This window comes from Kordiimonas sp., assembly GCF_048264555.1.
In the GTDB taxonomy this organism is placed as follows: domain Bacteria; phylum Pseudomonadota; class Alphaproteobacteria; order Sphingomonadales; family Kordiimonadaceae; genus Kordiimonas.
In genome coordinates, this window is sequence record NZ_JBLXCX010000002.1 from 321,903 (window position 1) to 339,233 (window position 17,331).

The window sequence follows — 17,331 nt, forward strand, 5'->3', positions numbered from 1 at the left end:
GCACATGGACTCCCGCTTCCGCGGGAGTGACGGGCGGGTGCTTTATTCCGCCGCTTGGCGCTTCAGTACCGGTGCCAGATACTGGCCCGTGTAGCTTCTTGGTTCCTTGACTACATCCTCGGGCGTGCCGGTGGCAACAATCTCACCGCCACCATCGCCACCCTCGGGGCCAAGGTCCAAAATCCAGTCGGCGGTTTTGATAACCTCAAGGTTATGTTCAATCACCACAACCGTATTGCCTTGGTCCACCAGCGCCTGCAACACCTCCATCAGCTTGCGCACGTCTTCAAAATGCAAGCCTGTGGTCGGCTCATCAAGGATATAAAGCGTTTTGCCGGTTGAGCGTTTGGAAAGCTCTTTCGCGAGTTTGACCCGCTGTGCTTCCCCGCCCGAAAGGGTCGTGGCCTGTTGGCCGACCCTGATATAACTAAGGCCCACTTTATCGAGCATCTCAAGCTTGTTGCGGATGGCAGGGACGGCCTTGAAAAACTCCACTCCGTCCTCAACTGTCATATCAAGAACGTCAGATATCGATTTGTCTTTAAAGCGAATTTCCAACGTTTCACGATTGTAGCGTTTGCCTTTGCACTGGTCACACTGCACATACACATCGGGCAGGAAGTGCATCTCGATCTTGATCATGCCGTCGCCCTTGCAGGCTTCGCAGCGGCCCCCTTTTACGTTGAAAGAGAAGCGCCCGGGTTTGTAGCCGCGTGTTTGTGCTTCCGGCAGCCCCGCAAACCAGTCCCTGATCGGGCCAAAGGCACCTGTGTACGTGGCGGGGTTGGAGCGCGGTGTGCGCCCGATGGGGCTTTGGTCAATATCGACGATCTTGTCCAGATGCTCTAACCCCTCAACCGCTTCATGGGCGCCAGGGTTCACGCGTCCGCCATTCAGGTGTTTGGCTACAGCCTTATATAGCGTTTCAATGGTGAAGGTAGACTTGCCGGAGCCTGATACACCGGTGATGCAGGTCAGGGTACCGAGGGGGATGGAGCCGGTTACTTCCTTGAGGTTGTTGGCGCTCGCGCCCTTCACGGTTAGGAATTTGCCCTTATGTCCCTTGCGGCGGTTGGCGGGCAGGGGCACGCTGCGTTTTCCGGTCAAATACTGGCCTGTGAGGCTGGCGTTTGATTTCATAATGGCCTCTGGCGTGCCTTCAGCGACAATGGCACCGCCGTGCTCGCCCGCGCCTGGTCCCATATCGATCACATAATCCGCGCTCAGGATGGCGTCTTCGTCATGCTCCACCACCAGAACCGTGTTGCCGATATCGCGCAGGTTCTTGAGCGTTTCAAGCAGGCGGTCGTTATCCCGTTGGTGCAAACCGATGGAAGGCTCATCAAGAACATAGAGCACGCCGGTGAGCCCTGAGCCGATCTGTGATGCCAGGCGAATACGCTGACTTTCACCACCAGAAAGTGTTCCAGATGAACGGCTTAGGGTTAGATAGTTAAGTCCTACATTAACAAGAAAGCCAAGTCGTTCCTGTATCTCACGCAAGACCTTTTCTGCAATCTGTTGCTGCTTGTCGCTCAGGTGTTGCGGCAGGGCGGTGAACCAGTCGTAAGCGCCTTTGACGGAAAGGCTGGTCACTTCGCTGATATGCTCACCCGCGATCTTCACCGCTAGCGCTTCGGGTTTCAGGCGCGCGCCCTCGCACGCTGTACAGGTGGTCGACGCCTGATATTTTGAAAGCTCGTCGCGCATCCAGTTGCTGTCAGTCTCGCGCCAACGCCGCTCAATATTCTTGAGCACACCCTCAAAGGGTTTGTTGACCTCAAACTTACGCTTGCCGTCCGCATAGGTGATGGTGACCGGTTTGCTGCCAGTACCATAGAGGAAGGCTTGTTGTGCGGCTTCCGGCACCTTCTCCCAGGGTGTATCGATCGACACACCAAAATGCTTGGCCACAGCCTCAAGCGCCTGAAAATAGAAGGGAGACGGGTTGTTGGCCTTGTTGGCCCACGGTGCCAGCGCCCCTTCGCGGATGGTTTTTTTTGTGTCAGGCACCGCGAGGTCAGGGTCAAAATAAAGCTTGTTGCCCAGCCCGTCACAAGTTGGGCAGGCGCCAAAGGGGTTGTTGAAGGAAAACAGCCGGGGCTCGATCTCTTCAATGGTGAAGCCGGAAACCGGGCAGGCGAACTTTGCGGACATCAGATGCCGCTCGCCCCCCTCATCGCCGGAGGTCGCGATTTCAACCGCTACAAGCCCGTCTGCCAGCTCAAGCGCGGTCTCCACGCTGTCGGCAAGGCGCTGTTCCAACCCCTCCTTGAGCACAAGGCGGTCCACAACTACATCAATGTCATGCTTGTATTTTTTATCGAGCGTGGGGGCTTCCTCAATCAGGTAAAACTCACCGTCCACCTTCACCCGCTGGAAACCGCGTTTCTGCAGCTCAGCCAGTTCCTTGCGGTATTCCCCCTTGCGGCCCCGCACAATAGGCGCCATGAGGTAAAGGCGGGTGCCTTCACCCATTTCCATAATGCGGTCAACCATTTGGCTGACGGTCTGGCTTTCAATGGGCAGGCCTGTGGCGGGGGAATAGGGCACGCCCACCCGGGCCCATAAAAGCCGCATATAGTCATAAATCTCGGTCACCGTGCCCACGGTGGAACGCGGGTTTTTGCTGGTGGTTTTCTGCTCGATCGAGATGGCGGGCGAAAGCCCTTCGATATGATCCACATCAGGCTTTTGCATCAACTCCAGAAACTGGCGGGCGTAAGCGCTCAGACTCTCAACGTAGCGGCGCTGGCCCTCTGCATAGATGGTATCGAACGCGAGCGATGACTTGCCAGAGCCTGAAAGCCCGGTGATCACCACGAGTTTATCGCGTGGGATATCAACATTAACAGACTTCAGGTTATGTTCCCTGGCGCCGCGGACGGATATTTCTGTGAGCATGGCTGTCTCTCAAAACTGGAATCGATTGATTTCGAATTATGCTGTTTGTACGCCATCAAGTGACCTTTGGGTCATTCCCTGTCAAGCCGCTTGACAATAATGTGTGAATAAGAACAAATAAAGAACAAATTCAGCGTGGAGCAAAAAATGACGAACGAGAGGGTCGACCTTCGCCAGGGTGGTTGCATGTGTGGCGCCGCCCGTTTTGAGATCAATTTGCAGGGGCACCGCACGGGTGCATGCCACTGTACGGACTGCCAGAAGAACTCAGGCGGGCCTTATATGATTTTCACGACCGTAGACGCGGGCCAGATCCGCTGGATCAGCAAGCCGGAAGGAGTGGGCCGCGCGAGCGATATTGCTATCCGCCGTTTTTGCACCCACTGCGGCACACCCATGACATGGGAAAGCGTGAGCGAACCTGACGATCAGGCGGTCAGCACCGGCACGATTGACGACCCAAACGGGCTCGAGATTTCTTACGAGATTTACACGCGGTCCCGCTGGGCGAGCATTCCGCCGATACCGGGTGCGCGGCAATATGAAGGCAGCAGCAGTAGTTATTAGTGGCGTTTAGGGTTTATGACGACCAGCTTTCAGGCTCGATACCCAAGGCTTGCATGCGCTCTTTCCAGCGGGCGCGGGCAAGCTTTTGCAGGTCTTCCACTGTGTCCAGCTCATCGGTGATCTCAAGGCCGATAAGGGTCTCGAGCACATCTTCAAGCGTGAGAATGCCTTGTGAGGTGCCATATTCATCCACAATAAGCACGATATGGCCACGGTTGCGCATCAGGGTGTCATAGGCCTGCGCCGCACTTACTGTGCTAGGCATGACCTTCAATTCGCGTCTGAACTCGGAAAGTTTGCGGTCAAATTCGTCTTTCGCTTGAGCGATCAGTAGGTCCTGCTTCAGTACATAACCGGTAATATCGTCTGGTCCGCTCTTGAAAACAGGGATGCGAGAGAAGGGCTTATCCCCATGCTCGAGGAAAAAGTCCCGCACTGAGCGGCTTTCATTCTGCATGAACATAACCGCGCGTGGGGACATGATATCTTTGACAGACAAGCGGTGCAGGCGCATCAGGTTCGCGACGACCTTGCGCTCTTTCTCATTGAGAATGCCTTCTTCCGCACCAATCTGGGCCATGGCGGCCATTTCATCCCGGCTGAAGGTGAAAGCACTGACATCCTTGGGAGATATGGCTTTGGTAAGCTTCTCTGATAGCCACACAAGCGGCAACAGCGCCTTGGTGACCCACAACAGAATAACCGCAACGGCGGGGGCGAGGCTTTGCCAATGCGCGGCGCCGAGGGTTTTAGGGATGATTTCAGAGAGCACGAGGATGAGAAGCGTCAGCACGCCCGAGATAACCGCGATATAGGCGCTGCCGAATATCTCTGCGGCTTGTGCCCCCACACCTGCAGCACCAACGGTGTGCGCGACAGTGTTGAGGATCAGGATTGCTGCTAGCGGCCTGTCGATATTGCTCTGAAGTTGCATGAGCGCTTTGCCACCCTTGGTGCCCTTCTTGTTGAGGGCCGCCGCATAAGCGGGGCGCACAGATAGAAACACAGCCTCCGCGACAGAGCAGAGGAAAGAAACGCAGATCGCAAGCGATAAATAAAATATAAGGAGAAGCATGGCCCGATCATACCGAAAGTGAGGGCCATGTCTACAAGACTCGGACTACGCCTTAAAGGTAGCTGAGCCACCAATCCTTGCGCCGGGCTTTGAGGCCCGCGAACCAGCGGCAGAGCGGATAGAGGGCGACGACAACACCAACCCACACCAGCCAAGCAACCCATAGTGGGAAGCCATAACCTTGCGGCAATTGCCAGAAAGGGGTGAGCAGCGCTTGCCAGCCGATGCCTTGCATCTCTGCGGCAGCAAGGGCAATCAGGTGAATAAGGTAGAGGTGCAGAATATAATAGAAGAACGGGACTCGCCCAAAGGTGACAAAGACATCATAGAGCCGCCCGCGCCAGCGTTCCGCCAGGCCTAATAGCAGCAGGCCAGGCCCGAGTGTCATCATCAGGAACAGAAGGGACGGTGGGTACTTCAGTGTATTGAGGAAGGACCAGACGGTGAACAGCCCGTCTTTTTGCTCTGACCACGGTTGTGGGTCACCGTAAAGACCTATGGCGCGCAGGGCGATAAAAAGCGCGATGACCGCGAGGCCCCCACGAATAAGCCATTTTTGCCGCGCCTCTGCCTCCATGTGCAGGTAAAGCTTCGCAAGAAGATAACCAAGTGGCATCAGCCCTACCCACGGGATGATGGGATACAGCATCAGTGTTGGGATGCCAAGGTCGAGCGTAAAGCCGGAGGCATGGATGATACGCCAGAAGGGCACGGGGCGTGTAAAGTCGGTCATGGGGAACAGGCCATAATCCAGCAGGTTATGCCCAAGGACCACAATCGCACCAAACGTGAGGATCGCCCATGTGGGCAGCCAGATAATACCGGCGAGCGCAATCATGCTGATGCCAATGACCCAGATCACCTGCAACGGGAAGGCCCACGGCACAGTAAACTGCCACGCAAAGGCAACCACGGTAATTTCAATGAAGATGAGCCAAAGCCCGCGGGAGAGCAGGAAACCGCTCAGTTCCGGCTTTGATTTCCGGCTGGCCATCATGCCCGCGCTGACACCGGCGAGCAGGACAAACACAGGTGCGCAGAAGTGGGTGATCCAGCGCGTGAGGAACAGCGCGCTGTCTGTCTGGCTCAGATCTGCGGGGTCAAACCGAACTTCAGTGAAAAAGTCTCGCACATGATCAAGCGCCATGATGACCATTACAAGGCCACGCAGGAAATCAATGGATGTGTGACGATGCGCACGTGTGTCGGTTGTCATGGCCTTGCCCCCAAAAGGTGGTGATGCGGTCAGGTGGTTGTGTCAGTCTTCTTTGCGCACATAAAGGCCGTCAAACCAGGGCTGCCATTCGCCGGTTTCCGCGCTTTCCTGCTCAAAAAACTGGCGTACGCTGTCATCTTCATTGGGGGTCCATGTACCCCGGAAGGGTACCGCCTGATTGCTGGCATAATACCAGATGGTGCCTTCAAGGACCATGGAGCCATCCTTTAGGCCACCTTCAATATCAATGGCGTAAGCGCCGCCAGATACCCAAAGCTGCCGCCATTTTTCGGTGACGGGATTATAATAGTTCACGCTTTTGCCGGTGCTGCCACCTGTGCCGCTCCATTCTTCGAGAAGCGCGCATTCACCTTCAATTTTTGAGATGGTGTTTTCACCGGCATATTGACCGTTCTGGCGTCCGCTGACCTTCCAGGTACCAACCCAGAAGTCAAAAGCCTTGAAGGCGGGGTCCGTTTTGCAAGGGGAGGGCGGGGGCGTCTGGCTTTGTTGCGCTTGGAGCGTTGTGCCACCTGATGCCACAAGTAGGCCGAGAGCTACTATGTTGAGAAGCTTCATTGTTTTCCCCTTCACCTCGCGCCCCCAAAACGCGCTCCTGATATATAAACTATATATATGGACCTGTGTTGAGGGAAAATGCTTGCGGCAGGACGGCGCGAGCATGCGTTAAACCGCCGGACGTGCGTGCGCTTGCCTATGAGTTGCGGTGATGATAAGGTAAGAACATAAAGTGAACAAATGAAATGTTTCAGCCTTGGGGTTAAATAGGTTTGAAGCGCCCGCAACCATGGTCTATGGTCGCCGACACAAAGGTGTCATGTATGAGTTGCGGCACCGATACGAGATAAAGAAGGGGGCTTTAATGGCCGGTAGTGTGAATAAGGTAATTTTGGTGGGCAACCTTGGGCGTGACCCTGAGGTACGGACGATGAACGATGGCTCACCCGTGGTGAATTTGTCGATTGCGACGTCTGAAACATGGCGTGATCGCGCATCGGGCGAGCGCCGCGAGCGGACCGAATGGCACCGCGTGGTTATCTTTAACGAAAACCTGGCGAAAGTTGCGCAGCAATACCTCAAGAAAGGTTCGACCGTTTATATCGAAGGCCAGCTTCAAACCCGTAAATGGACCGACCAGCAGGGCGTTGAGAAATACTCCACAGAAGTTGTTCTTCAGCGCTTCCGGGGTGAACTTACAATGCTTGGTGGTCGCGGCGATAGCCAAGGTGGCGGTTTTGGTGAAAGCAGCCAGTCCAGCTACGGCGGTGACTTTGGTGGTGGTTCACAAGGCGGCGGCCAGGGTGGTGGTAACCAAGGCGGAAACCAGGGCGGCTTTGGCGGCGGCGGTGATCTGGACGACGAGATCCCGTTCTGATCCGGCCCATCACTTTTTGAATGTCAAAACCCGGCAGGTTTCTGCCGGGTTTTTGTTTGTCTTGCCTATTTTGTGTAAGTCAGCTTATAGGCTGGTATCCATGTCTCGCCGCCATCGTCTGACGCATCGATGGTCATCATGCGCTTCGGTGTAGTGACTTCAATCGTGAGCCTGAAAGCACGCTGCACACCGTTCCCCATTGGGAAGGTGGTGCCGCTTTTCAGGTTGGTCATCACAAGCTTGTCACCCTCAAACGTGCCTTCATACACATCCATGATGCCCCAGGTATCATCCACAACAGCCTTGCGGTACACATCCCGGTACTGGTCGAAGGTGAGGTCGGTTTCAAGCTTGAAGCCGGGCGTGTCGAGGTCTTCCGGCATTTCAGACAGCAGCATGCCCTTGAGGCGATATTCGACGGTGACTGTCGCAGGCGGTGCTTTTGACCACGTCTTGCCGCCATCAGGCGAATATTCGTTGACCATGGACCACTCACCGGCCAGCGGTGCCAGTTTTTGCATCATGCCGTATGGTTTTTCAGATACCTTCGGGCGCTCCTGCGCGGCAAGCGGTGCGGTGAGAATAACGAGTGCTGACAACAGCAAAGATAGTTTTTTCATTCGGTGCTCCTTACCCCAAAACAGGGTCATAAGATCAGGTTTTTTGGCTGCCGCAACCACAAAAAATTAGTTTATGCCGAATGATTTAAGCCTATTTTCTGCGCCATTCAGCTGGTCTCACCAAGGGCTCTTTTTGCCGCAACATTGGCATTTGATTGATCGGCATGTTTAGATTGAAGCAAGCAGGGAGATGCATATGAGATTCGCGATCATTGTTGTTATGTACCTCATGGGGCAGGCGCCGCTGTGGGCTGATACAGTTGACGATATCAACACTGAGGTATGGGAGGTGTTCACCCGGTCTTATCAGGAGAACGATGGTGAACTCCATGTCAGCATCTATCATCCGGAGGTGGTGCGCCCGATCTCGCAAAATGGCACGGTGCTGTCTGGCACCGCCTATACAGACCATCTGCGTAAGATGTTTGCGAACAGGAAGGCGCGCGGTGCTGCGGGGGCAGACATCCATTTCCGCTTCAATGAGCGGCTTCATAACGACGATAGTGCTTATGAGGTTGGTATCTATCGTCTCACTGGTCAGCGCCCCGATGGTACGGACTTTGTTAACTACGGCAACTTCCGCGTGGTGCTCAAAAAACATGAAGGCCGCTGGAAGATCATGTTTGATGCTGATGTACCTGCGGACGAGGTCGCGTGGGATGCAGCACCTATAAAAATTTCGAGATAAGGCCCGCGTTCTTGTATCTGCCACAATCTGTGCCCACCTTTTAGAAAAGAACCATAAAGGAGTGGCATGTGAGGATTGGTTTGGCACTTGGCGGCGGCGCAGCGCTCGGGTGGGCGCATATTGGTGTTGTGCGCGCGCTTGAGGAAGAGGGCATAAAGGCAGATATCGTGACAGGTACCAGCATCGGCTCAATCGTCGGGGCCTGTGTTGCGGCTGACCTTCTGAATGAGCTTGAAGAGATCGCCCGCGATGTCACGCTCAAGGAAATGCTGCTCATGAGCGAGTTTGGCTTCAATCAGGGTAGTCTGATTGGGGTGCGAAAGATTGAGAAGCGCCTGCGGGACCATTTTGGCCTCTTGACGATTGAAGAGATGCCCAAGCCGTTCGCGGCTGTAGCCGCTGACCTCTATACGGGCGAACGGGTCGTGTTTGATGCGGGCGACGTTGTGACAGCCCTTCGGGCATCATCGGCTGTGCCCGGTGTTTTGCCGCCGGTTGCCACCGGGCGCATGTTATTGGCAGATGGTGGCTTGGTTGACCCTATCCCTGTTGAAGCAGCACGTGATCTAGGTGCAGATATCATTATTGCCGTTGACCTGCAGGGCGATTATGGCGCGCGTGCGGCGCGGCAGGGTTTTGAAGCCCACAACGACAAAGCTGGCAAAGCGCCCATGAAAACGGCGCGGATTGGTGTTGCTATGTTGCTGCGTTCACTAAGCCGTGCGCGGCTTGAGCTTGACCAGCCAGACCATATCATCAGTCCCGCCATTGGCCACATTGATGTAATGGATTTCCGGCGGGCAGATGAGCTTATCGCGCTCGGGCGGCATGCGACCAAACTGGCGCTCCCGGAAATCATTGATGATCTGGAACGAAAGGGTGCTTCTTTCGCTGCATCCTGAGGCGTTTTCATTAAAGCAAAAGCCCAGGCGTTGGCCCGGGCTTTGTGTTAGCGGTTGATTTCGCGGCTGATCACGATGCGCTGGATATCGGATGTGCCTTCGTAAATCTGGCATACCCGCACATCGCGGTAGATTTTCTCAACCGGATATTCAGCCAGATAACCATAACCCCCCAGTGTCTGGATCGCGGCGGAGCAGATTTTCTCTGCAGTCTCGCTGGCGAATAGTTTCGCCATGCAGGCTTCTTTGAGGCATGGCTCGCCTGCATCTTTCATTGCGGCGGCATTCAGCACCATCAGCTCCGCGGCCTTGAGCTCAGTTGCCATATCGGCGAGGCGGAAACCAACAGCCTGATGTTCAATAATTGCTTTGCCAAAAGCCTCACGTTCCTGCGCGTAGGTGAGGGCATAGTCATAAGCCGCACGGGCCATGCCCACGCTTTGCGCCGCAATGCCGATACGCCCGGTTTCAAGGTTGGAAAGCGCAACCTTATAGCCTGCACCCTCAGCCCCAAGCAGGCAATCTGTTGGTACTTCCATGTCCACGAAGGCGATCTGACAGGTGTCAGACGACTTCTGTCCCAATTTGTGCTCGAGGCCCGCAACCGTATAACCGGGGGTATCCGTCGGTACGAGGAATGCGGAAATGCCACGTTTGCCGGCGCTTGGGTCGGTGACAGCAAAAACAATAGCTGCCCCGCCAATTTTACCGGAGGTGATAAACTGCTTGGTGCCGTTTAGCTTCCACCCGGAATTGGTGCGCTCCGCCTTGGTTCTCAGCATTGAGGCGTCTGAGCCCGCTTGTGGCTCAGTCAGGCAGAAGGCACCGATCATCTCGCCGCGCGCCAGCGGTTTCAGAAACTTTTCCTTCTGCTCATCTGTGCCGTTTGCAAGCACGGCTGCGCAGACGGGCGCGTTGTTCACGCTCATGAGCGTTGACAGGCCACCGTCACCGGCGGCGATTTCCATGAGAGCAAGGGCATAAGAAACATAATCTGTTTCTGCGCCATCCCATTCCTCCGGCACCGTCATGCCCATAAGGCCGAGTTCACCCATCTCTCGCAGGAAATCGGCTGGGATTTCACCTGCTTTTTCCCACTCTCGCGCGTTGGGGGCGATCCGGTCGGTCGCGAAGGCACGGGCCATATCCCGCACCATGCGCTGCTCTTCGGTTAAAATCATGCGAGCCGCCTGTCTTACACAAGCTCAATGGCAACGGCAGTGGCTTCACCACCACCGATGCAGAGGCTGGCAACACCGCGCTTCAGGCCACGTTTCTTGAGCGCATTGATAAGGGTTACGCAGATGCGCGCGCCAGATGCCCCGATGGGATGGCCAAGCGCACAGGCGCCGCCGTTCACGTTCACCTTATCATGATCAAGGTTAAGCTCATGGATGGCTGCCATGGCCACAACCGCAAAGGCCTCGTTCACCTCAAAAAGGTCAACGTCCGCTGTTGTCCAGCCCGCTTTATTCATAACTTTCTGAATGGCTTTCACAGGCGCTGTGGTGAACCACTCCGGTGCTTGCGCGTGATCTGCGTGCGCGCGCATGATGGCAAGTGGTGTCAGGCCGCGCTTTTCCGCTTCCGACTGTTTCATCATCACAACAGCCGCCGCGCCATCCGAAATAGAGCTCGCATTGGCAGCTGTGACTGTGCCGTCTTTCTTGAAAGCAGGGCGAAGGTTCGGGATTTTGTCGAGCCGGGCTTTTGGTGGTTGCTCGTCGGTTTTGACCTCAACATCACCGCCGCGCGTTTTAACGGTGACCGGCACGACTTCGCCGTCAAAAGATCCGTCCTCGATCGCGCGCTGCGCTCGCTTGAGCGATTCAATGGCATACGCGTCCTGCGCGTCGCGGGTGAACTGATACTGCTCTGCGCATAGCTCCGCAAACACACCCATGGGTTCACCGGCATAGGCGTCCGTAAGGCCATCAAGCGCCATATGGTCCAGTATCTGTGCATTGCCATATTTCACGCCGGTCCGCCCGCTTGGCAGCAAGTGCGGCGCAAGGGACATGCTTTCCATCCCGCCCGCGACCACAATATCGCGCGAGCCAGCTTTCAGGCTGTCGTGCGCTTGCATCATGGCTTGCATGCCGGAGCCGCACATTTTGTTCACTGTTACAGCGCCTGTACCGTCAGGGATACCAGCCTTGCGGCTCGCCTGCCGGGCAGGGGCCTGGCCCTGACCAGCTGGGAGGACACAGCCCATTACGGTCTCGTTTACGTCGTCAGCGCTTACACCAGCACCCTTGAGTGCACCGCGAATAGCGGTTGCGCCCAGCTCTGATGCGGGGATGCTGGACAGGTCGCCAAGCAAACCGCCCATGGGCGTGCGGGCCATACCAACAATTACGATTGGGTCCTGAGACATTGGGGCTCTCCTTCTATATGTCAGGCGCTGATGAGACTATCGCGACAACCTCTCGCGCCCGGGGGAATTTTGTTTGCCGACACTGTGCCAAAAAAAGATTATTTCGCAAGTGCAAAATAAACTGATGGAATTGACTGTGCAGTGCACAGCGTTTTATATGGCGCAACCCATGGTGATGGGATGAGAACAGGAGACTATGATGGCAACACGGATCGGGTTTTATATTTTTGCAGGGCTTGTGGTCGGTGCTGTTGTAGGCAAATGGCTACCCTATATCGCTAGCTTAGAGGCACTCGCTGGTGGCGTGCTTGGCGGGCTGTTGGGTTTGCTTGTTGATAAACTAAGCGCCAACAAGCAAGGCGACTGAGAATCATTCAGCCGCCTGTGTGGTGGCTGGTGTATCAGGCTCAGCTTCCGTCCTGCCATTCCGGGCAAGCCACTCCGCGCGGATCATATCGCTGGTTTTGCGGCTTCCGTCCGGTGTCCAGCCGGGTGGGGCCAAGAGATATAACATTTTGTGTTTCCAAGATTTAGCGGACCACATGTCTCTCATGATACCAACCCATTCATGGGTAGCTACGCGCAGCGGGTTAAAAGTGCCAAGGTCACGCACAAGGCCGTAGCGGCAGGGGTCATCTTCCCGCTCGGGGATGAAAGAGCCAAACATCTTGTCCCAGATGATGAAAACACCGGCATAATTAGCATCCAGATACCGGGGGTTGTTGGCATGGTGCACACGGTGGTGGCTCGGTGTATTCATCACAGCCTCAAACCAGCGTGGCATTTTCTGGATCGCTTCGGTGTGAATCCAGAACTGATACACAAGGTTGAGCCCGGCGCAGAAGAATACGATCGCGGGCTCTATACCGAGGACAAATATCGGTAGCTTGAAGAGGAACCCGGGCGTGAACTGGCCTGTCCACGTCTGCCGGAGTGCTGTAGTCAGGTTATAATGCTGGCTGGAATGGTGGATGACATGCGCAGCCCACATCCAGCGCATGCGGTGCCCAAACCGGTGTATCCAGTAATACGCAAAATCATCAAGAACAAACGCGAGGGCAAAGACCCAAAGACCTGCGCCCATATCGAAGATCGCAAAATTCTCCCAAACCCAATAGCTGAAGACGAAGAATATGCCTGCGGTAAGCGCGCCGGAAATTGTGCTGCCAAGCCCCATGAGGAGGGACGTGAAGGCGTCACGGCCTTCAAATCTGGCACGTCCTGTCTTCCAGCCGTATATCATCTCCACCAATATGAAGAATACAAAGGCGGGAACAGCGAGCTCAGTCGGTTTGGGCAGGTCAAGCAGCATGGGTGAGCTCCCCGTTTACGGTCGTCAAAGCATCAAACAAGGGAGCCGCTTCCGCAAGTACGGCGGGTTCGAACTCAAGCTTGATATTTGGTTGTGTGAAATCGTCAAACACTAGGAAGAGTGTCTCACCTGTAACCTGAACGCTTTTGATATCTGCGGCTTGTAAGATGCGGCACACCACACGGTCTCCCATGCGCACCGCAAGCCCGATACTTGAGGCAGGTGAGGTCAGGCTGGCAACGGCCGCTTTTGCATTTTTGCTGAGATAAACAGACGCGATGCGCGCATCCGGTGCATAGCGCGCGAGATTGCGCCGCACGATGCCGTCATCAAGCGGCGTGCGGGCAGGGAACATACGCCACGCAATGAGCGCGGTGACGATAATAGCGGCCAGAGAGCCAAAAACTTGTACAGGGTCCATGATTTCCTTCCCAAAATCTCCTCTAGGATGCCTGTATTTACTGGACCGTCAAGTCTGGAATTGTGTTGTGGCACGCTCAATGTCTTTTTCTTGTCATGCTTGAGGCCTAGGACTAACGTTCTCAGCAAAGCGGAGGATAAAACAGTGAAGCGATGGATCAAGCTGGGCCTGATGATGCTGGGCTTTGGAGGTGGTGAGATGACAGCAAGTGCAGATGTCAGCGGGGTTAGCTCAGGGCCTATTGTTATCGCGCACCGAGGGGCCAGCGGTTACCGGCCCGAACACACGCTGATGTCCTACAAGCTTGGCCTGCAAATGAAGGCTGATTATATCGAACCGGACCTTGTGATGACCAAGGACGGTCATTTGGTTGCGCGCCACGATATCTATCTCTCCGGTACCACAGATATTGCTGATCATCCCGAGTTTGCTGACAGGAAACGTAAACTTGAAGGACACGACGACTGGTTTGTGTTCGATTTTACGCTCAACGAGTTGAAAACCCTGAAGGCTATCCAGCCGCGACCCAAACGGGGGGATGTGTTTGATGGGCAAGAGAGTATTCCGACAATGGATGAAATCTTGTCGCTGATGAAGACTGCAAAAGCAGATGGCTCTAAAGCCGGGCTTTATATTGAGATGAAACGGCCCACGCTGTTCCAAAAAGTTGGGCTAGACCCAACAGTGGCGCTACTTGCCATGCTCAAGGAAGTTACCGACGCTGGTATACCCGTTTATTTTCAATGCTTTGACGGCGCCTATCTGAATGAATTTGTTGGCAAAACAGACGCGGAGCTGATCTGGCTGATTGAAGGCAAAAAAGACCGCAAAAGCAAAAGCTACGTGCTGGAAGCTCCCCTCGCGCTCTATGGCACCAATGTGGATGGTGTTGGGCTCAACAAAGCCTTACTGGTTGGACCGGAAGGCAAGCCAACATCAATTGTGGATGATGCGCATGCGCTTGGCCTTGATGTGCATGTATGGACGATCCGAAACGACCAGGTGCCCAAGGGCATCAAGTCTGTAGAGGAAGAGCTTAAGCTATTGTTTTCACTGGGCGTCGACGGTGTGTTTGCAGATTTCCCCGATACTGCGTTACAATCGCGGGATAGTTTCATGCTTTTAAAGGCAGGGCCTGCTGATGATTGACCTGATGAAGGGAATACTGACAGCCATTGTTGCCGTGGTGATCATTCGCCTTGGTGGCGAAGTGCTGTTCCAGGCGGTTGGGCTGTAACCTTAGGCAGCAAAAAAAGGGCGTTTCAAACGCCCTTTTACCACATTCAACACGTTGCCAGATCACTCTCCGTTAGGGAGGTCTTTCCCAAAGGGGAAGGGGCGTTCGTCACGCGCGAAGCTCACATAGGCCGCGATATCGCCGATATATTGCCCCACCGACAGAATGGCCTTTTTGACCGTATCATTCGGGTGACCCGTAACCAGATGAATGATGAACTGGATCAGCGTGAAAGTCCCGCCAAGGGCAATGGCAATCCAGCCCGCGAACATATAAAACACGGTGAAGGCCGCGCGGATGAAAACCTCTTTCCAGTCCTTCTCCTTGAAGTCAGCCGCAAGCTTTTCAGCGCTATAGGGGTCAGACGCCTGCTCATTGAAGCTCTCATGGTTTTCACTATGAGTTTGAGTTGGAGCTTCTTCGGCTGTTTTGCTCTCAGCCTCAACCTTATCGGTCGCCGCGTCTTCAGCAGCACTTGCAGGTTTTGACGCGGGTTTGCTTGCCGCTACTTTAGCGGCGGATGCCTTTTTGGCTGTCGTTGTACGCTTAGCCGCAGCAGATTTCGCGGTTGTTGGCTTTTTGGCCGCTGTTGCGGCGGTTTTCTTTGGCGCAGCTTTTTTGGCTGCTGTTTTTTTAGCAGCTGGTGTTTTTGCCGAAGTTTTCCTGGCTGCGGGCTTCTTAGCAGCTGGCGTTTTTTTAGCATCATCACCGGTTGAAGGTTGTTTGGTTTCCTCGCTCATTTGGCACCCGTCTTGTTGTTAAGTGTTTCACAACATGTGGTAAGAAAACCCTTGCTGTTCAAGGGACCAAGAAAAATCAGGCAGCAGGCGGATTATTTGTCCCAGGGCAAGTTACCATAGACATATTCGCTGGCCTCAGCGCCTTTCACAGGTTTTGAGAAATAGAAGCCCTGACCATATCCAAATTCCAGATCGCACAGCATCTTGATGTGATCAATATCCTCAAGACCTTCCGCAACCACCTCATGGCCTAGGTTTTTAGCGAGCATGCCGATCATGCGGAGGATTTTATAGGGCGCGTTGCCGGGTTCAAGCTGGTTGATAAAACTGCGATCGATCTTGATCACATCAATAGGGAACTGGTGCAGATAGTTCAGTGAAGAATACCCCGTCCCGAAATCATCAAGGGCGACTTTGACGCCAAGTTTACGAATGCGTTGCAGTGATTCTGAAATCCGCGTCGGGTTGGCCATGATGGCACTTTCGGTCAATTCGATCCGAATAAAGCGGCCATCGATATCAAATTCCCTGAGTCCATCTTCCACCATGCGTGCGATGTCATCGCGCGCGAACTGAATGCCAGAGACATTGACGTTGATCGGCACGGTTTTCTCCGCGCCAACCTCATCAATCCATTTGCGCACTTGGGCGCATGCAGCCTTAACCGCCCAGCGGCCAAGGGGCACGATAACCCCTGTTTCTTCCGCGAGTGGGATAAACTCAACGGGGGAGACAAAACCGCGATCCTTGTGAGTCCAGCGGGTCAGGCCTTCAAAACCGTGAAGCTCTGACGTGCTGAGGTCGATGATTGGCTGATAGTAAAGATCGAGTTCATTCCGCTCAACAGCCCGGCGTAACTCGGTTTCCAGATGAAACTGGGAACGTGCGCGCTGGTGCGAATCGCGGTGATAGATCTCCGTCCGCGCTTTCCCGGCCCCTTTGGCCCGGTGCATGGCAAAATCAGCGTCGCGGATCAAATCTTCCGGGTGGGTCGAACTGGAGAGTGTTGTGGCAACGCCGACGGAAACGGAGGTGAACACCTCGTTGCCGTCTAGGTCGTAGGGTTGTTGCATGGCTTCATGAACGCGTCGGGAGATCATCTCAACCTCCTCAACATCCTTGAAGCGAGAGACGAGAATGGCAAATTCATCGCCGGATAGGCGCGCCAGTGTGTCTGAACTGCGAATACAGCGCCTGAGCGTTGAGGCCATGGAAATAAGGAAACGGTCGCCCGCGCTATGGCCGAAGCTTTCGTTGATTTGCTGGAAACGGTCGATATTGATGATCAGCACAGCGCAGCCGTTCTGGTGCCCCTCCCGCTGGCAATCAGAGACAGCTTCTTCAAGTTTGTTCCGGAACAGCACGCGGTTTGGCTGGCCGGTAAGGGCGTCGTGGAACGCATGATGAAGCAGGTTCCGTTCCGCCAGTTTTTCGGCGGTTTGGTCCTCAATCGTACAGATAACCTGATAAACAGCACCTTCGTGGTCCGTTAGGGCCATCAGGTGAGACGAGAGGAAGCGTTCGATCACGCCGCTTCTGATGCTCCATTCAAACGTGGTATCGCGGCCCGTGCGGAAAACCTCAAGAATCTGCCCCGCAAGCACATGGTTGTCTGAGGCATTCCAGATAGAATCGAGAGGGCAGGGTAGCTGGGTCGAGTCTTTCAGTCCAAACACATCGCGGGCAAACTGGTTGACGAACAGAGATTCAACCACATTGGCGTCTGTCACGTTGCAGACAAGCACGCCCACTTGCAGGCGTTCAACAACGGCAGAAGTGTTTACGATGCGGGACGACCGAGCGACCTGTCCCGACGCATCAGCGATCGCCGAAATCTTCTTGGATTTTGTATCGGCCACTGTTGGCTCCAGCTAAA

General features: G+C 54.8%; 17 protein-coding genes. 6 read left to right on the forward strand and 11 right to left on the reverse strand.

The genetic code is table 11. From position 1 onward, the window contains the following. Positions 1–42: 42 nt before the first annotated feature. A complete protein-coding gene (gene uvrA, locus ACN0XZ_RS06600) occupies positions 43–2,904 on the reverse strand; it encodes an excinuclease ABC subunit UvrA (protein ID WP_417456941.1) in 2,862 nt (953 codons plus the stop codon). Positions 2,905–3,051: 147 nt separating this feature from the next. Here uvrA and ACN0XZ_RS06605 point away from each other — a divergent pair, with 147 nt between their 5' ends. Then, a complete protein-coding gene (locus ACN0XZ_RS06605; protein ID WP_417456942.1) occupies positions 3,052–3,471 on the forward strand; it encodes a GFA family protein in 420 nt (139 codons plus the stop codon). Between the two features lie 13 nt (positions 3,472–3,484). On the opposite strand, the gene ACN0XZ_RS06610 is transcribed toward ACN0XZ_RS06605, so the two are convergent. From ACN0XZ_RS06610 to ACN0XZ_RS06620, 3 genes are read right to left on the reverse strand one after another with little or no spacing between them, the layout of a single operon-like run. After that, on the reverse strand, positions 3,485–4,546 hold the full coding sequence (locus ACN0XZ_RS06610) for a CNNM domain-containing protein (RefSeq protein ID WP_417456943.1): 1,062 nt from the start codon (positions 4,544–4,546) through the stop codon (positions 3,485–3,487). A gap of 52 nt (positions 4,547–4,598) precedes the next feature. Next, on the reverse strand, positions 4,599–5,762 hold the full coding sequence (locus ACN0XZ_RS06615) for a DUF1624 domain-containing protein (RefSeq protein WP_417456944.1): 1,164 nt from the start codon (positions 5,760–5,762) through the stop codon (positions 4,599–4,601). A gap of 42 nt (positions 5,763–5,804) precedes the next feature. Then, positions 5,805–6,341 (reverse strand): hypothetical protein, encoded by a 537-nt coding sequence (locus ACN0XZ_RS06620; RefSeq protein ID WP_417456945.1) that lies wholly within the window; start codon positions 6,339–6,341, stop codon positions 5,805–5,807. Between the two features lie 304 nt (positions 6,342–6,645). On the opposite strand from ACN0XZ_RS06620, the gene ssb reads away from it, so the two are divergent. Beyond that, complete coding sequence (gene ssb, locus ACN0XZ_RS06625; protein WP_417456946.1) at positions 6,646–7,158, forward strand: single-stranded DNA-binding protein; 513 nt, start codon at positions 6,646–6,648, stop codon at positions 7,156–7,158. 65 nt (positions 7,159–7,223) lie between these two features. On the opposite strand, the gene ACN0XZ_RS06630 is transcribed toward ssb, so the two are convergent. Beyond that, positions 7,224–7,778 (reverse strand): DUF1579 family protein, encoded by a 555-nt coding sequence (locus ACN0XZ_RS06630; RefSeq protein WP_417456947.1) that lies wholly within the window; start codon positions 7,776–7,778, stop codon positions 7,224–7,226. A gap of 196 nt (positions 7,779–7,974) precedes the next feature. On the opposite strand from ACN0XZ_RS06630, the gene ACN0XZ_RS06635 reads away from it, so the two are divergent. Together ACN0XZ_RS06635 and ACN0XZ_RS06640 are read left to right on the forward strand one after the other, a co-directional pair. Further along, positions 7,975–8,466 (forward strand): YybH family protein, encoded by a 492-nt coding sequence (locus tag ACN0XZ_RS06635; protein WP_417456948.1) that lies wholly within the window; start codon positions 7,975–7,977, stop codon positions 8,464–8,466. A 68-nt stretch (positions 8,467–8,534) separates the two neighbouring features. Further along, positions 8,535–9,368 (forward strand): patatin-like phospholipase family protein, encoded by an 834-nt coding sequence (locus ACN0XZ_RS06640; protein ID WP_417456949.1) that lies wholly within the window; start codon positions 8,535–8,537, stop codon positions 9,366–9,368. Positions 9,369–9,415: 47 nt separating this feature from the next. Here ACN0XZ_RS06640 and ACN0XZ_RS06645 read toward each other — a convergent pair whose 3' ends face one another. Continuing rightward, complete coding sequence (locus ACN0XZ_RS06645; RefSeq protein ID WP_417456950.1) at positions 9,416–10,549, reverse strand: acyl-CoA dehydrogenase family protein; 1,134 nt, start codon at positions 10,547–10,549, stop codon at positions 9,416–9,418. A gap of 14 nt (positions 10,550–10,563) precedes the next feature. Next, entirely contained in the window at positions 10,564–11,745 is a 1,182-nt protein-coding gene (locus ACN0XZ_RS06650) for an acetyl-CoA C-acyltransferase (protein ID WP_417456951.1), read from the reverse strand. A 199-nt stretch (positions 11,746–11,944) separates the two neighbouring features. Between ACN0XZ_RS06650 and ACN0XZ_RS06655 the strand changes: the two genes are divergently transcribed. Next, the gene (locus ACN0XZ_RS06655) at positions 11,945–12,112 is read left to right on the forward strand and encodes a hypothetical protein (protein ID WP_417456952.1); all 168 of its coding nucleotides are present in this window, start codon (positions 11,945–11,947) and stop codon (positions 12,110–12,112) included. Between the two features lie 3 nt (positions 12,113–12,115). On the opposite strand, the gene ACN0XZ_RS06660 is transcribed toward ACN0XZ_RS06655, so the two are convergent. Continuing rightward, positions 12,116–13,057, reverse strand: a complete 942-nt coding sequence (locus ACN0XZ_RS06660) for a sterol desaturase family protein (protein ID WP_417456953.1) — start codon at positions 13,055–13,057, stop codon at positions 12,116–12,118. After that, complete coding sequence (locus tag ACN0XZ_RS06665) at positions 13,047–13,478, reverse strand: hypothetical protein (RefSeq protein ID WP_417456954.1); 432 nt, start codon at positions 13,476–13,478, stop codon at positions 13,047–13,049. Before ACN0XZ_RS06665 ends, ACN0XZ_RS06660 begins: the two co-directional genes overlap by 11 nt. A gap of 144 nt (positions 13,479–13,622) precedes the next feature. Between ACN0XZ_RS06665 and ACN0XZ_RS06670 the strand changes: the two genes are divergently transcribed. Beyond that, entirely contained in the window at positions 13,623–14,627 is a 1,005-nt protein-coding gene (locus ACN0XZ_RS06670; RefSeq protein WP_417456955.1) for a glycerophosphodiester phosphodiesterase family protein, read from the forward strand. Positions 14,628–14,777: 150 nt separating this feature from the next. Here the strand turns inward: ACN0XZ_RS06670 and ACN0XZ_RS06675 are convergent, their stop codons facing one another. Next, positions 14,778–15,455, reverse strand: coding sequence for a DUF4389 domain-containing protein (locus tag ACN0XZ_RS06675; protein ID WP_417456956.1), 678 nt, complete (start codon positions 15,453–15,455; stop codon positions 14,778–14,780). A gap of 92 nt (positions 15,456–15,547) precedes the next feature. Then, a complete protein-coding gene (locus ACN0XZ_RS06680) occupies positions 15,548–17,314 on the reverse strand; it encodes a putative bifunctional diguanylate cyclase/phosphodiesterase (protein WP_417456957.1) in 1,767 nt (588 codons plus the stop codon). Between the last annotated feature and the right edge of the window lie 17 nt (positions 17,315–17,331).

Coding starts and splice junctions, on each gene's coding strand:
- ACN0XZ_RS06610 (WP_417456943.1), bottom strand. CDS start 4,546: ATGCTTCTCCTTATATTTTATTTATCGCTTGCGATCTGCGTTTCTTTC.
- ssb (WP_417456946.1), top strand. CDS start 6,646: ATGGCCGGTAGTGTGAATAAGGTAATTTTGGTGGGCAACCTTGGGCGT.
- ACN0XZ_RS06665 (WP_417456954.1), bottom strand. CDS start 13,478: ATGGACCCTGTACAAGTTTTTGGCTCTCTGGCCGCTATTATCGTCACC.
- ACN0XZ_RS06635 (WP_417456948.1), top strand. CDS start 7,975: ATGAGATTCGCGATCATTGTTGTTATGTACCTCATGGGGCAGGCGCCG.
- ACN0XZ_RS06655 (WP_417456952.1), top strand. CDS start 11,945: ATGGCAACACGGATCGGGTTTTATATTTTTGCAGGGCTTGTGGTCGGT.
- ACN0XZ_RS06620 (WP_417456945.1), bottom strand. CDS start 6,341: ATGAAGCTTCTCAACATAGTAGCTCTCGGCCTACTTGTGGCATCAGGT.
- ACN0XZ_RS06650 (WP_417456951.1), bottom strand. CDS start 11,745: ATGTCTCAGGACCCAATCGTAATTGTTGGTATGGCCCGCACGCCCATG.
- ACN0XZ_RS06615 (WP_417456944.1), bottom strand. CDS start 5,762: ATGACAACCGACACACGTGCGCATCGTCACACATCCATTGATTTCCTG.
- uvrA (WP_417456941.1), bottom strand. CDS start 2,904: ATGCTCACAGAAATATCCGTCCGCGGCGCCAGGGAACATAACCTGAAG.
- ACN0XZ_RS06660 (WP_417456953.1), bottom strand. CDS start 13,057: ATGCTGCTTGACCTGCCCAAACCGACTGAGCTCGCTGTTCCCGCCTTT.
- ACN0XZ_RS06630 (WP_417456947.1), bottom strand. CDS start 7,778: ATGAAAAAACTATCTTTGCTGTTGTCAGCACTCGTTATTCTCACCGCA.
- ACN0XZ_RS06605 (WP_417456942.1), top strand. CDS start 3,052: ATGACGAACGAGAGGGTCGACCTTCGCCAGGGTGGTTGCATGTGTGGC.
- ACN0XZ_RS06675 (WP_417456956.1), bottom strand. CDS start 15,455: ATGAGCGAGGAAACCAAACAACCTTCAACCGGTGATGATGCTAAAAAA.
- ACN0XZ_RS06645 (WP_417456950.1), bottom strand. CDS start 10,549: ATGATTTTAACCGAAGAGCAGCGCATGGTGCGGGATATGGCCCGTGCC.